The sequence below is a fragment of the Algoriphagus sp. genome, from assembly GCF_046296635.1.
Lineage (GTDB): Bacteria > Bacteroidota > Bacteroidia > Cytophagales > Cyclobacteriaceae > Algoriphagus.
In genome coordinates, this window is record NZ_JBKBKZ010000018.1 from 45280 (window position 1) to 60230 (window position 14951).

Sequence of the window (14951 nt, forward strand, 5' to 3'; positions counted from 1 at the left end):
AAAAAGATTGAACCTCTTATTTTAATATTTTTCTCGAAATGACGATTCTTTGGATTTCAGAAGTTCCTTCATAAATCTGAGTGATTTTGGCGTCTCGCATGAGTCTTTCTACATGATATTCTTTGACATATCCATATCCTCCATGGACTTGGACAGCTTCCACTGATACATTCATAGCCACCTCGGATGCATAGACTTTGGCCATAGCTGAAGCCAAGGTGTAGTCTTCTCCCTGATCCTTTAGCCAAGCTGCCTTATGGACTAATAGTCTTGCGGTTTCGATTTGAGTGGCCATGTCTGCAAGCTTAAATTGAATTGCTTGATGCTCGCTGATTGGTTTGCCAAAGGTTTTTCGCTCTTTGGAGTAAGCAAGTGACATTTCATAAGCTCCTGATGCAATTCCAAGTGCCTGAGCAGCGATTCCAATTCTTCCGCCGTTTAGTGTTTCCATTGCAAAAGTGAATCCAAATCCCTCTTCACCGATTCTGTTTTCTACGGGTACTATGACATCCGTAAACATCAAGGAGTGCGTGTCGGATCCCCGAATTCCGAGTTTATCCTCCTTTTTTCCAACGACAAACCCTTCCCAATCTTTCTCTACAATAAAAACAGAAATACCTTTGTGTGCCTTTGAAGCATCTGTTTGGGCGATTACCAAATAGACACTGGCAGTTGAACCATTGGTTATCCAATTTTTGGTACCATTCAGGATATAATGGTCTCCTTTGAGTTCAGCACTGGTTTTCTGTGATGTTGCATCGGAACCAGCTTCTGGTTCAGAAAGGCAAAATGCACCCAATATTTCACCGCTTGCCAAGCGTGTCAGATACTTTTGCTTTTGAGCTTCAGAGCCGTACTTTTCCAATCCCCAGCATACTAAGGAATTGTTAACTGACATAGACACTGAAGCTGATGCATCAATTTTGGATATCTCTTCCATAGCGATACAATAAGAAATGGTATCCATTCCGCCGCCATTGTATTTTGGGTCTACCATCATTCCCATAAAGCCCAATTCGCCCATTTTTTCGATTTGTTCATGGGGAAATCTTGCTTCAGTATCGCGCTCGATGACTTCAGGAAGTAGTTCTGATTGAGCAAATTCTCGTGCCGCTTCCTGTACTGCCAGATGCTCTTCAGTCAATTGAAAATTCATAAGGTTAGAATAATTTCGGGTTGTATTTCAAACCGAAAATATAGCCCTAAAAAAGAAAAGGGGCAAAAACTTGCCCCTTTCAGAATTTTATTTTGATCTGGATCAATCCCGATTGCCAAAGAATACAAAGATGTAGTAAGCCAATGTTGCCAATGAGGCTAAGGCCGCCACTACATAAGTCATTGCAGCCCAATGCAAGGCGTCTTTTGACATCGCGTATTCTGATTTGTTGACAATGTTTCGAGTTTGCACCCAAGCTAATGCTCGGTTAGAAGCGTCAAATTCTACTGGCAAAGTCACCAATGTGAACATAGTCATGATTGAATATGCACCGACTACGATATACCCAACGAATTCATACGGAAGACCTAGGGCAAATCCACCAAATAGGGAAGCAATCAGTACAATATTCAGAAGCTTGCCGGAAATGTTTTGAATTGGAACTAGTGCTGATCTCATCTTCAACCATGCATAGGAAGTGGCATGCTGCACTGCGTGACCGCATTCGTGAGCGGATACAGCTGTTGCTGCGGCATTTCGACCATAGAATACATCAGGGGATAAGTTCACCGTCTTGTTCATCGGATTGTAGTGATCGGTGAGTTGACCTTCTACACAGACCACCTGTACATCATGAATATTACTGTCGGCCAGCATAAGCTTGGCGATTTCAGCTCCTGAAAGGTTGGCCTGAAGTGGAGTTTGTGAATATTTTTTGAATTTACTTTTCAGCTTGCTGCTGACAAAGAATCCAAGTCCTGCAAAGACAACTACGATAACGATTAGAATAATCATTGTTTTAGGGTTTAACTGGGTGTGGATACGAAGTTACTGTGTGTCGGGTTTATTCCAAGCAGGGATTCTCATCATTACAATCCAACTAATCAGTCCGACGATCATAATCATAATAACCTGGGTTCCGTGGATGATCGCTGCAAAGATTTTCCCATCGCCTTCCGACACGCCAAATTGAATCAAAATATAGGCCACGAGTGCATGGAAGGTACCGATTCCCCCTTGAACAGGGGCTATCATGCCAATACTTCCCATTACCATCACCAACAGCACCTCCCCGGGTGTCAAGTTGGCAGTACTTTGGATTCCTAAGGATACCAGATACATGGTCAAGAAATATATTATCCAGATTACAACTGAGCTGGCCCAAAACCCGAGTGGGTTCTTCAATGTGGAAATACTTTTAACCCCGGTTAGGAGTTGACGTCCAAAATTTTGGAGCTTGTTGATAATGCCATGATTCCTAAATCTCTTGAATACGAGGTATAGGAAAATTATAAAGATCACTAGCCCTCCCAGAAAGATGGGAAGGTTGTTTAGCAGCGATGCGCTGAGACTTCTGATGTCAATCAAATCCCCTGCTAAGGCCAAAAAGAGCTTATTCTCCAGACTAAATGCCAAAAGGATCGTGCTGATCAGGAATAGCAAATCGATGCTTCGCTCCAAAATTACGGTACCTATAAGTTGGCCAACCGATATGCCATTCGTTCTGGATAATACTCCGCAGCGCGCCACTTCTCCGGCCCTGGGTACCAATAAATTGGCTAGATAGCCAACCATGACGGCATGATAAGCCCGATTAGCAGTCACCGGCTTTCCTTCATCGCCTTGGATCAAAAGGGCCCATCGCCAGCCTCTGATCCAGAAGCCTAATAGCGAAATAGCAAGAGAAGAAAATATCCAAAGCCAATTGGAGGATCTCACTTGCTCAAGCAAGTTGGCCAATTCAATATCCTTATATAAAAACCAAAAAATCCAGACGGCAACTGCTAGCGAAATTGTAACCTGGATTCCTTGTTTGACCTTTGCATGGATCATTAGATTAGCTTGTTTCTCTCATCAGGAAATATAAGCACAGGCTTGTAACTTTTGGCTTCTTCATGTTCCATTCCTGCATAGGAAATGATAATGACGATATCGCCCACAGCAGCTTTTCTTGCAGCTGGACCGTTGAGGCAAACTTGCCCGCTGCCTCTTTCTCCTTTAATTACATAGGTTTCCAATCGCTCGCCGTTGTTTACATTCACGACTTGGACCTTTTCATTCTCGATCAGATTGGCTGCATCGAGTAGATCCTCATCGATAGTGATGGAACCTACGTAGTGTAGTTCAGCCTGGGTGATTTTCACCCGGTGTATTTTGGATTTTAAGACTTGGATAATCATTGGTTTAGTTTTTCGGCCGCAAGATTAAGAAATAATCGGCATGTTGTCTATCAAACGGATGTCGCCTATAAAGGCTGCCACACATATTGACGATTTTTGTGAGGGATCAAATGTAGTGTAGGTCTCAAAGGTGTCGGGATGTATCAGATCAAAATACTCCAGTTTTGCAGTAGGATCACTTTGAAATTCCAATTCAATCTTTCGCTGGGTTTCCAACCAATTTTTACCTGCAAAAAGTTCGGCTTTGGCGGTAGTTAAGCAATTGAATAAGATCAGGGCCTTTTCCCTATCTTCTTTATTAAGACGAAGATTTCTGGATGACATAGCCAATCCATCGGATTCCCGACGAGTGGGAACTACCTCCAGTTTGAGATCGAAGGAAAGATCATTGACCAATCGCTTGATGATTGCGACTTGCTGAAGGTCCTTTTGGCCAAAAAAAGCAATATGCGGACGGATAAGGTGAAAAAGCTTGGATACGACTACGCCTACTCCATTAAAGTGACCGGGACGGAATTTGCCTTCCAATACATGCTCGAGTTCCCCAAAGTCAAATTTCAATTGAGTAGGAGTAGGATAGATCTCTTCAACAGAAGGCAAAAAAACATATTCCACCCCAGCTTGCTCCAATCTTTTCAGATCTTGGTCCAAGGTGTTGGGATATTTCTGAAAATCCTCAAGGTTATTGAATTGAGTAGGATTGACAAAAATCGAAACGATGGTCACACCGCAGCTTGAGCGGGATTTGGAGACCAAATCCAGGTGCCCATCATGGAGTGCACCCATTGTGGGGACGAGTCCGATTTGCTGATTATTTCGAAGGTGATTGAGCCAGAAGGGGTTCCATTCGGCTGATTGGCGGATTAGCTTCACGCTGGGGTATGATTTCGGCTAATTGGGGCAAAACTATATTAATATCCAGAATTACAATGCTTTTAGTCTTTTTTTATTTATCTTTGTGCCGTTGTTTATCACGTTCATTAAATCCCTTTAGCATGTCCAAACTACGTATCCTCTACGTTGCAAGTGAAATCAACCCATTCTTACAAACTTCTGAAGTAGCAAATTTCCTCCGATCTCTTCCTCAAGCGATGCAAGAGCGTGGTATGGAAATCCGTATTTTAGTACCAAAATTTGGGTTGATCAACGAACGCAAAAACAGACTCCACGAGGTCGTAAGATTGTCAGGAATCAATATTGCAGTAGGTGAAGAAGAGAAGCCTTTGATCATCAAAGTAGCGTCTATTCCCAATGCCAAGCTTCAGGTTTATTTCATTGACAATGAGGACTACTTTCAGCGAAAGCATGTGTTTCATGATAAGCAGTTGAAGTTTTACGAAGACAATGACGAGCGCGCAATTTTCTTCTGCAAGGGAGTGATTGAGACGGTCAAAAAACTCGGATGGGCACCTGATATCGTGCATTGCAATGATTGGATGACTTCATTGATTCCGATGTATTTGAAAACTACTTACAAAAATGAGCCACTTTTTAAAGACACGAAAACTGTCTTTGCGATCTATAACAATGGATTTTCCCATACCTTTGGCGATGATTTGTTAAACAAGGTTAAGATGGTGGATATCGATGACACTATTTTGGCATCTTTGAAAAGCAAAGACTTCGCAGGCTTCATCAAGATCGGAATGGAATACGCCGATCTCGTGGTAAAAGGCAGCGGAATGTCAGCAGAATTAAACCAACTCATCGAGGATTTCTCAAAAGACAAACAGTTTGAAATTAGTATCGAAGAAGAGCAGCAAGCTCATGATGAGCTTTTCGGCATCTATAATAGCCTTGCCGGGTAAACTGGCGATTTCCGCATTCCTTTCCATTCTTCTTATCAGTTCTTGCAGCGATCCGGCAACAGTCGGGCTAGAGCTTGCGCCTGGAAACAACCAAATTGGGGTGTTTTACAAGGATTTCAATCTCAATGCCCAAGTGGTGTTGTTGGATTCCTTTAATACTGTAAATTCTGGACTTCTGATTGTTGGGAATGAGGAAGATGAATTTTTCGGAAAGACTGAAAGCATCGGATATTCTAGGATGTTTTTTGATGGCGCAGCCGAAAAACCTTTAGCCTCAGCTATTTTGGACTCCATGTTTTTTAATATGGAAGTGGTCAGTGTTAATGGATCTAATTTGGATCGACCTAAACGGTACACTGTTCATCGGCTTACCGAACCACTATTAGACACATTGTACTACAACTTTGATGCGCTTTCATTTGAAGAAAATCCCTTTGCTTCCATTAATTTCACATTTAATGAGGAAAAGGATACGATTTTGCGGCTTCCTATCATAAAAGAATTTCAAGAAGAGTTTTTTGGTAAGCTAAAAGTAGGTCGCGCGAGTGAATTTGAAAACCTATTTACGTTCAGGCAATATTTTCCGGGTTTCGCAATTAAATCAAGAACAGGTGACAATACTACCATAGGTGTAGATTTGGGTGGAAATACAGGGATTGCAGTGTTTTATCATTATGAAGGTGATACTGTTTCAAAGCGATTTAATGTCAATACCTTTTCTTCTAGAAGCTTCAACGGAATAAAATCCAACAGGACAGGAACTCCTACCGGAGTTGTTACCGAAAGTGGAAAGTCTTATGATGTTGGTTCAATTGTAGGAATGAAGTCCACATTGGCTATGGCCATAAGGGTTGATACCAGTCCGATTGATGCATTTCTTGACACTTTATCTGGTGTAATTTTCAATCAGGTTGTGCTTTCGATTGGAGAAATCGAATCACAAGATGTAAACAATAATCCCATCACAGGAATGGTGATGGTCTATGTAAATAGGGAAAATAAGCCCTTGACCAGTTCAATAAATGGGGCGCCGCTGTATGTTCAGACAGATGGGCAGCCTCAGGTTATTTTTGATCAGAATGGAAACAAGGTTCCAAACAATATTTTTCTTTCTGCTGCTATCTTAAGTTATGATCCTGCAACAAAGAAATTTCAAACCCGAATTACTTCCCATGTCAATGCAATTTTCAGAGGACAATTGCAGCGGCAAGACTGGTTGCTTTACGGCAACACGCCTCAGACAGAAAGGGATGATTTCAAGCGGTCACTTCGCCAATTTAAGGTGAATCAAAATAAAATCAATGTACAGGTGATTTACTCCAAATCCAGGTAGCGATATCGATTTCGAATAAGTACAGATAATCCACTTCCCGTTTTTAAGGAAGTGGATTATTTTTTTTGGCATGAAAGGTGTTTCTTTGCGGAAGTTTATTCAACCTTTCAAGAATTTTTAAATATGTGTGGAATTGTCGCGTACGTTGGGCATCAGCAAGCTTTGCCTATCATCATTAAAGGCCTCAAAAGATTAGAGTACAGAGGTTATGATTCAGCAGGAGTAGCTCTTTTGGATCAGCAAGGCCTCAGTATTTATAAGAAGAAAGGGAAAGTGTCCGAGTTGGAGAAATATCTGGAATCCAACGGTGAGGTAAAATCCAAAATTGGGATCGGTCACACCCGTTGGGCCACTCATGGCGAACCTAACGATGTCAATGCTCACCCACATTACTCTGCTTCGGAGAAGTTTGCAATGATCCATAATGGGATTATTGAAAACTATGAAGTATTAAAACAAGACCTGCTTCAAAAAGGATACACTTTTGACAGTGATACTGATACAGAGGTCTTTGTAAAATTCATTGAAGACATCTATATCAACAATCATTGCACACTGGAGGAAGCTCTCCGCCTTGCACTTCATAAGGTAGTCGGGGCTTATGCCATTGTTTTGATCAACAAGGAAGAACCTGATACACTGATAGCAGCGAGGAAGGGATCACCATTGGTAATCGGAGTTGGTGAAGATGAGTATTTTCTGGCATCAGATGCTACTCCGATAATTGAGTATACCAATAAAGTGATTTACTTAGACGACTTTGAGATAGCGGTAATTAGAGATGGAAAGCTGCAAATCAAGACAATCGAAAATGTAGAAACCAACCCATACATCAATCAGCTCGAAATGGAGCTGGAAGCGATCGAAAAGGGTGGATATGAGCACTTCATGCTTAAGGAGATCTACGAGCAACCTAAGTCTATTGCGGATTGCCTCAGAGGGCGACTGGATGCCAAATCCGGCCGTTTGGTACTTGGTGGTCTTCGGGATTATATGAATAAATTTCAGAATGCCGAGCGAATTATCATTACTGCCTGCGGAACCTCTTGGCATGCTGGCTTGGTAGCAGAATATCTTTTTGAAGAATTTGCCAGAGTCCCAGTAGAAGTAGAATATGCTTCGGAATTCAGATATAGAAATCCAGTCATTAGCGAAAAAGATTTTGTGATCGCTATTTCTCAATCCGGTGAAACAGCAGATACGCTGGCAGCCATCGAACTGGCGAAATCCAAGGGAGCAACAATCTTTGGGGTGTGTAATGTAGTAGGTTCGTCTATTCCTCGTGCCACCCATGCAGGTTCTTATACCCACGCCGGACCGGAGATTGGTGTAGCCTCCACAAAAGCATTTACTGCTCAGATTTCAGTATTAGCCATGATGGCCATGAAGTTGGGCTATCAGCGCGGGACATTGCCTGAAAGTCGATACGTCCAGCTTTTGAATGAACTGGAAGCGATTCCAGCTAAAGTTGAAAAGGCACTTCTTACAAATGAGCAGATTAAGCGAATTGCTGCGGAATACAAAGATGTAACCAATGCCCTTTATTTGGGTAGAGGTTATAATTTTCCGGTGGCATTGGAAGGAGCCTTGAAGTTGAAAGAAATTTCCTACATCCATGCGGAGGGTTATCCTGCTGCAGAGATGAAGCACGGTCCTATTGCATTGATTGACGAAGCGATGCCTGTTATATTCATTGCTACTCAAGATAGCTCCTATGAAAAAGTAGTGAGCAATATCCAGGAAGTGAAAGCCCGAAAAGGCAAAGTTATTGCAGTGGTTACCGAAGGTGATACACAAGTGAAGGCCATGGCGGATCACGTAATCGAGATTCCTGCGGTAGAAGAAGCATTTGTTCCTTTGGTTGCGGTAGTTCCGTTGCAATTGCTATCCTATCATATCGCTGTGCTGAGAGGATGCAACGTGGATCAGCCGAGAAACTTGGCCAAATCTGTAACTGTCGAATAACTTAGTTTTATCTTATATTCAAAAGCCCGAAAATCACTTCGGGCTTTTGGTTTTTTTGGCCCGAATTACCAGTTCTGTCCTGGAGGATTTGGAATAACCTTTAGGTTATGAAGCGTATAAGAAAAAAGAAAACTCATTTTGGGAGATAAAAAAATGGTTAAAGATAAAAGATGAAGCTTCTAATCATCTAGTTCCAAGTTTTCAATCATCTAGTTCCAAGTTTTCAATCATCTCTTTCAGTTCCTTGGGTTTTATATCTGATTTTTCTCCTTTATCGTAGATGGTTAACAAATAGACTGTTTCAGTTGTCAAGTACAGGTGTGTGACTACCCTTGCTCCATTTCTTTTTCCCTTACCTTTTGATCCAATTGCCAAACGAAATTTATAACAACTGTTCCCGATAAAAATTCCTGTTTTTGGGTTTTCCTCAATTTCGGTTAATAGCAGGGAAAACTCACTTTTAAGTGAAGGGAATTTTTTTGCCAGTCGTTTGATTTCTTTTTCAAAACGGTGGGTAGCAATGATCCTATAATTCATCCAAAAGGTCTTTGGCTGATTTTAACTTAAGCTTTCCTTGCTTATGTAGGCGCACTTCTTCAGCAGATTCTTTGAGTTCATCCCAAAGTTTAGCGGCAGAAACCGACATAGGTTTTGCTTTTTTTATAAAGGCCAAGCTTTTTAGAACTTTCATTCCGAAAGTCGCCTCATTGTCTGATATTTCAACTATTACTTTCATTTTAATTGAGTTAATGATTGGATTCCATACGTTGTATAACACCTTTCCGGACTCTTTAAATTACTTGGAAGCTGCTACTACTTTTAATCAAACTTAGCATTTTGCCCATTTGTCTCCAAACAATTGAAGGCTTCTGCTATTTTGGATCAACCACTTAGATTCAATCTGAATCAAGCCCGATAAATTCCTTACTTTTGCGCAGCGAATAAAACCCATGCTGGACAAATTACAAGCCCTCAAAGACCGTTTCGAAGAAGTAGGTCAACTGATCATCATGCCGGACTCCATGTCCGATATGAGCAAATACACTAAGCTCTCCAAAGAATACAAAGACCTTGAAAAAATCGTCGTGGCCTACGATGAGTATAAGCTAGTCCTACAAAATATCGATAGCTCCAAAGAAATCTTGGATAAAGAAAAAGACCCAGAGTTTCGGGAAATGGCTAAAGCTGAACTGGACTACCTCAGAGAGCGAAAAGATGTGCTTGAAGAGGAAGTGAAGCAGATGTTGATTCCCAAAGATCCAAACGACTCGAAAGACTGCATTCTTGAAATTCGTGGAGGTGCAGGTGGTGATGAAGCGTCAATATTTGCAGGAGACTTGTTTCGGATGTATGAGCGGTTTTGCGAAATGCAGGGATGGAAATTGACAGTTCTCGATTTGACTTTCGGTTCGGCAGGTGGATATAAAGAAATCATCGCTACCGTCTCCGGAGCGGATGTGTATGGAATGCTGAAATATGAATCAGGTGTACATCGAGTGCAGCGCGTGCCTGCTACTGAATCCCAAGGAAGGGTGCATACTTCTGCCGCATCTGTGGCAGTTTTACCCGAAATGGATGAGGTTGAGGTGCAACTGGACATGAACGATATTCGAAAAGACACCTATTGTTCCTCTGGACCTGGAGGGCAATCAGTAAATACGACGTATTCTGCAGTACGATTAACTCACGCCCCTTCCGGCTTGGTGGTGACTTGTCAAGACGAAAAATCCCAGATTAAAAACTTTGAGAAAGCACTCAAGGTCTTGAGGTCTAGACTTTATGAAATTGAGCTGACCAAGCATAATGATGCAGTCGGAGCTCAACGAAAATCCATGGTGGGAAGTGGGGATCGATCAGACAAGATCAGGACCTACAACTACTCTCAATCCCGCGTCACAGACCATAGAATCAACAAAACAGTCTACAATCTCCCTGATGTAATGGATGGAAACATTGAAGAATTCATATCTGCACTCCGCTTGGCCGAAAATCTGGAAAAAATGAAAGCTGGAGGAATTGAGTAAGTGGAATAGACTTTGAAGGATTGAATTAAGAAGTTATATTGAACAAACAAATAACCAGCGGAAGAATAACCCAAGTACTTTTATGATTATAACTGGAGAAAAAGAAGTAAACCTAGTCACTTGGAATGACTCCCACTTTCATCAGCTTTATCCGCTTGCCAATAATCCTAAAATCGCCATGAATCTGAGAGATAGCTATCCTCAGCCTTATACCATTCATGATGCAAGACATTGGATAGAGCACAATCAGAAATTCAATCCCCCACAAAATTTCGCCATTGAATTTGAGGGGAAGTTGGCTGGCTCAATCGGTTCAGAACGAGGGAAAGATGAGCTTAGAACTAACATGGAGTTAGGTTTCTGGGTTGGAGAGCCTTTTTGGGGTAAAGGAATTGCTTCAGAGGCTGTTAAGCTTTACACGAAATACATTTTTGAAAAATTCGACATTCAACGGATTTACGCTCAAGTCTATGACTTCAATGGCGAGTCGATGAATGTATTGGAAAAAGCCGGATTCATCCCGGAAGCAATCCTGAAAAAATCATTTATAAAAAGAGGCAGAGTTGGGGATATTTTCCAATATGTCATGATCAAAGACGAAGAATAATCTTCGTCTTTTTTTTGATCTATATTTTAATCCTCAATACTGTCAGCAAAGAAATCACTTGACGAGGACTTTCCTTGTCAACACCCCATTTTTTCCCTGAAGCTGTATTAGTATTAATCCCCGAGGAAGCCCATTTAGGAATATTTCTGATTGACCAATCGAAATGTTCCTGTTTTCAATCAATTGCCCCATTGCGTTAAAAATAACGAGACTACTCCAAGCGTCTAGGTTTGGAGAGCTCAGTGTCAATGTGCCATAACTTGGATTAGGATAGATCTTTAAGGTATTCGCGACTGAAGGCTCGAGTGCAGTGATGATATTCACATTGACTGCAAGATTCTGTTTTGGCCCAAATCCACATTCGTTTTGAGCTTCCACTGTAAGCTGAAAGTCTCCTTCAGCATCCCAGTTGACCAATACTCGTTTGGTGCCTTGTCCTGAAATAATTCTCCCTCCACCTGAAATGGTCCACCTGTAATCGAGTCCAGGCAGTCCTGCTATTTCATAGTATTGTTCACCAAGTGCTGTTTGAGCTTGTCCCGAAATTGCCGATGGCTGATTGGGTGCGGCCGTGACTTTTACAACTTTTAAAATAGGGTCTGAAGGACCACATCGATTTTCCTGAGTCACAGAGATAAGTTGATCGCCTGCTTGATCCCATTTGACTTCAATCTTATTCGTCCCCTGTCCTGAGGATATTTCTCCGCCTATGACTGTCCATTTGTAAGTTGTTCCTTCAAGATTGGGCAATGAATAGGTGCTGATATTATTCACGCATCCGATTCCTTCGCCAGAAATAAGCATATTGTTTGTTGGCAGTGATTTTACATTTACTTCCAATGCGGAGGTTTGTCCGCTCCCGCAAAAATTAGAGCGGCTGACCAGCACAGCATTTCTGCCCGGAATGGTCCATTTCACCTCGATCTGATTCGTGCCTTGGCCGGAAATAATTTCTCCTCCATCCACTCTCCAAATAATTTCCGAGCCGGAAATGGGCATTTCTGTCACCCTATAGATCTCATTGGAAACACAGGATTGTGGATTTCCGGAGATTTCTCCAAGCGTTCCTACTGGAGGTGTACAGGTGTAAGAGAGGATAGTTCCATCTTCTCCTACAAAATATGCCCTTGAATCAGTTCCTGGACTAACGCCAGAGAAATTTCGAGTTGTTCCTGATGGAGATTGAATCCAAGTTTCTCCCCCATCCAAAGTGACCAAAGCAAGTCCTTCGTCTCCGGCAATGAATCCTATATTTTGGCCAAAAAACGCAATAGAGTTTAGATTTTTAGTTGTTCCTGATTGGATGATTCGCCAATTTCTGGCTTTATCCTCAGTTTTTAGGATGATTCCACCGTCTCCGACGATGAGGGCTCGTGTAGTATCTAGCTTGGCAAGTGCATTTAGATTGGATGAAGTCACTTTTGGGATATTCTCCCACTCTGTTCCCCCAAAACTCCAACTTATCTGACCATTGTCGCCCATTGCAAAGCCGACCGCAAAATCGAAAAATACAATATCTTTTAAGTTGGCTGCAGTGTTGGATCTGATCGTTTGATCCCATGTCACGCCAGAATCTGTTGATCGGGTGATGTAGCCATTATTTCCAGCTGCATATACTACTGAAGGGGCGAACAAGTAAAAGCCTGAAAGTGTCCGATTTACCGGTAAGAAGACCGGAACCCATGTGGTCCCGGAATTTCCCGTCCGATAAATTTTTCCTTCTGCTGAACTTGTATATCCAAAAGCGGTATTCCAGAAATCTATTGTTTGAATTTTGACAGATTCGGGAATAGGCCGACTTACCAAAGTTGCAGCGCCATTTGAAGTGACAAATAAGGCCCCATTTTCTCCTGAAATGAATCCAGTAGTTAGATTTTTGAAATCCACTGAGGTGAAGTTGTTTCGGATTCCGGCAAATTTTTGAGCCCAACTCGCTCCTGAATTTGTGGAGTTTATCATATAGCCATCTTGACCTATAGAAGATGCCTGTCCTAAATTCGGCTTAAACCCGATGCTTTTAAGATTTCTGAAATTAGTTGCTCCAAGATTTAATGTTCCAAAGGTAGCTCCGGAGTTCACGGTCCTGACCATGGCTGCGGAATCTCCCACAGCTACAATCACTCGTATGTCTACAGGACTGAAAGCTACTTTTCTCAATGTTTTTGTAGTATTTGAATTTACAGAAGCCCAGGTTTGTCCACCGTTCGTAGTTTTATAAAAAGCGCCTTTTTCACCCACTGCATAACCCGTCATTTCGTTTGAAAAAACAATTCCAAATAGATTGTTTGGAGGACTTACAATGGAAGTAGTCCAAGTAGATCCCATATCAAAAGATTTTATTACCCTTCCTTCGTCTCCCGCAATAAAAATCGTGTTTTCGTTGACTGCGGTGATATTATTTAATCGTAGGTTAGTTCCACTCGGTATTTTTGACCAAGAATTTCCAGCATCATAGGAATGAAGAATTTCTCCGTTCTTTCCGACTGCAATCAGTTGAGACTCGAATGTATTTGCTACACTTAACAGGTCATTTTGAGAACCTGAAGTTTTACTTTCCCAGGTGAGGCCGCCATTTGAGGTGGTGTAAATAGTTCCCTTTTCGCCAACTGCCACACCTCTGTTTTTATCTATAAAGTCAACATCAAATAAATGATTTTCAAATTTCTGCAGTACTTCCTCCCAGGTAGTTCCCCCATCGAGTGTTTTAATGATCAATCGTTCCCCAACTGCAACGCCTCGTTGGTCATCTATCCAATGAACCGATTCCAGATCGACTCCCCAACTCTGCATTCTGGACCAAGTCTGTGTCCACGCAGTTGCTGAAAGGAAAAATAGGAGAAAGAATAAGGATAAAAGTTTTTTCATCGTATTTGCAAATAATCTTCCTAAAGATGGAGTTTCGTCTTCTTTTTTATAATACAATGTAAACCTTTTGGAGTTTTACGTTAATTAAGCGACATGAAGAAGATTTTTAAAATGCTTGATAAATTTAAGGTATAATTTAAAGGTTTATGAAAAAGATAGTCATTTCAGTTGTTGCTTCCACTTTTTTTGTGGCCTGTGGGCCTCAAGAGCGGGTTTCGAGAGAAACATTCGAGCAAGTAAATCAATCGATGAAAGTGAAGCGCTTGACCGAGGTTGAGATTTTGGATGCTGCGATGGTTTGGGGAGATTCTATTTCAAATGAGGCTCAAAATCAGTTGATTTCTAGTCTTCAGAATGCAGTAACTGAGAAGGGTGTCCTAGGAGCTATTGAGTATTGTAATGTACAAGCACTTCCAATCCTTGCTGAAGTAAGTCAAAAATATGGGGTTGAAATTCGCCGCGCTTCCAATCGCTATCGAAATCCCGCAGACCAGCCTACGGAGGAGGAAAGCCAGATTCTTGAAGCTTATGAATACAATGCCGAGAATGGCAATAAAAGTGATCCAAATATCCAAAAATTTGAAAATGGAGAAGTTTATTTATACACCAAGGCCATTGTTATTCCTGGAGGATTTTGTCTAAGCTGCCATGGAGAATCGGGTAAAGAACTCAATGAAGAGACTCAAAAAAAATTGAATGAACTGTATCCTCAGGATAAAGCTACGGGTCATAAGGTCGGAGATTTGAGAGGAATGTGGTCGATCAGAATTCCAAAAAAGGAAGTGGTAAAAAGGTTTTAGGAATTTCCATATCTCCAGCTTGTTATGAGCAATTTAGAAGTTAGATATCTTTAAGATCAAATAGAGAAAAATTTATATTCATATAACTAATTTAAGATTGTTTTAAATATTTTTTATAAAACACTCCCTTTTACGGGCAAGAACGCAAAAAACGGCTTAAAAAAACAGCAGAAAACAGTCAGTTTTTAATATTAAACAGTTGGTTATAAGCTG

14 protein-coding genes are annotated in these 14951 nt (G+C 41.4%); 6 read left to right on the forward strand and 8 right to left on the reverse strand.

Going from position 1 to position 14951, the window contains the following annotated elements; translation table 11 throughout:
• Positions 1-16: 16 nt before the first annotated feature.
• The 5 genes from ACK4HU_RS13815 to panC form a co-directional block, all read right to left on the reverse strand.
• Positions 17-1156: an acyl-CoA dehydrogenase gene (locus ACK4HU_RS13815; RefSeq protein WP_409807682.1), complete on the reverse strand. Its 1140-nt coding sequence runs from the start codon at positions 1154-1156 to the stop codon at positions 17-19.
• Between the two features lie 102 nt (positions 1157-1258).
• Positions 1259-1951, reverse strand: a complete 693-nt coding sequence (locus tag ACK4HU_RS13820; RefSeq protein ID WP_409807683.1) for a zinc metallopeptidase — start codon at positions 1949-1951, stop codon at positions 1259-1261.
• A 33-nt stretch (positions 1952-1984) separates the two neighbouring features.
• On the reverse strand, positions 1985-2989 hold the full coding sequence (locus ACK4HU_RS13825; RefSeq protein WP_409807685.1) for a lysylphosphatidylglycerol synthase transmembrane domain-containing protein: 1005 nt from the start codon (positions 2987-2989) through the stop codon (positions 1985-1987).
• A complete protein-coding gene (gene panD, locus ACK4HU_RS13830; protein ID WP_409807686.1) occupies positions 2989-3336 on the reverse strand; it encodes an aspartate 1-decarboxylase in 348 nt (115 codons plus the stop codon). Before panD ends, ACK4HU_RS13825 begins: the two co-directional genes overlap by 1 nt.
• 24 nt (positions 3337-3360) lie before the next feature.
• Positions 3361-4209: a pantoate--beta-alanine ligase gene (gene panC / locus ACK4HU_RS13835; protein ID WP_409807688.1), complete on the reverse strand. Its 849-nt coding sequence runs from the start codon at positions 4207-4209 to the stop codon at positions 3361-3363.
• A 122-nt stretch (positions 4210-4331) separates the two neighbouring features.
• On the opposite strand from panC, the gene ACK4HU_RS13840 reads away from it, so the two are divergent.
• The 3 genes from ACK4HU_RS13840 to glmS all read left to right on the forward strand — a co-directional run bounded on the left by ACK4HU_RS13840 (position 4332) and on the right by glmS (position 8442).
• Positions 4332-5144, forward strand: a complete 813-nt coding sequence (locus tag ACK4HU_RS13840) for a glycogen/starch synthase (RefSeq protein WP_409807690.1) — start codon at positions 4332-4334, stop codon at positions 5142-5144.
• The gene (locus tag ACK4HU_RS13845; protein WP_409807691.1) at positions 5104-6477 is read left to right on the forward strand and encodes a DUF4270 family protein; all 1374 of its coding nucleotides are present in this window, start codon (positions 5104-5106) and stop codon (positions 6475-6477) included. The genes ACK4HU_RS13840 and ACK4HU_RS13845 overlap by 41 nt, the downstream gene beginning before the upstream one ends.
• Positions 6478-6600: 123 nt before the next feature.
• The gene (glmS, locus tag ACK4HU_RS13850; protein WP_409807693.1) at positions 6601-8442 is read left to right on the forward strand and encodes a glutamine--fructose-6-phosphate transaminase (isomerizing); all 1842 of its coding nucleotides are present in this window, start codon (positions 6601-6603) and stop codon (positions 8440-8442) included.
• Between the two features lie 201 nt (positions 8443-8643).
• Here glmS and ACK4HU_RS13855 read toward each other — a convergent pair whose 3' ends face one another.
• Positions 8644-8979 (reverse strand): hypothetical protein, encoded by a 336-nt coding sequence (locus ACK4HU_RS13855; protein WP_409807695.1) that lies wholly within the window; start codon positions 8977-8979, stop codon positions 8644-8646.
• A complete protein-coding gene (locus ACK4HU_RS13860) occupies positions 8969-9178 on the reverse strand; it encodes a hypothetical protein (RefSeq protein WP_409807696.1) in 210 nt (69 codons plus the stop codon). The genes ACK4HU_RS13855 and ACK4HU_RS13860 overlap by 11 nt, the downstream gene beginning before the upstream one ends.
• 214 nt (positions 9179-9392) lie before the next feature.
• On the opposite strand from ACK4HU_RS13860, the gene prfA reads away from it, so the two are divergent.
• Both prfA and ACK4HU_RS13870 read left to right on the forward strand, forming a co-directional pair.
• Complete coding sequence (prfA, locus tag ACK4HU_RS13865; RefSeq protein WP_409807698.1) at positions 9393-10466, forward strand: peptide chain release factor 1; 1074 nt, start codon at positions 9393-9395, stop codon at positions 10464-10466.
• An 82-nt stretch (positions 10467-10548) separates the two neighbouring features.
• The gene (locus ACK4HU_RS13870) at positions 10549-11073 is read left to right on the forward strand and encodes a GNAT family N-acetyltransferase (protein ID WP_409807700.1); all 525 of its coding nucleotides are present in this window, start codon (positions 10549-10551) and stop codon (positions 11071-11073) included.
• A 54-nt stretch (positions 11074-11127) separates the two neighbouring features.
• Here the strand turns inward: ACK4HU_RS13870 and ACK4HU_RS13875 are convergent, their stop codons facing one another.
• Complete coding sequence (locus tag ACK4HU_RS13875) at positions 11128-13938, reverse strand: YCF48-related protein (protein ID WP_409807701.1); 2811 nt, start codon at positions 13936-13938, stop codon at positions 11128-11130.
• A 146-nt stretch (positions 13939-14084) separates the two neighbouring features.
• On the opposite strand from ACK4HU_RS13875, the gene ACK4HU_RS13880 reads away from it, so the two are divergent.
• Complete coding sequence (locus ACK4HU_RS13880; RefSeq protein ID WP_409807703.1) at positions 14085-14738, forward strand: DUF3365 domain-containing protein; 654 nt, start codon at positions 14085-14087, stop codon at positions 14736-14738.
• The last annotated feature ends 213 nt before the right edge of the window (positions 14739-14951 follow it).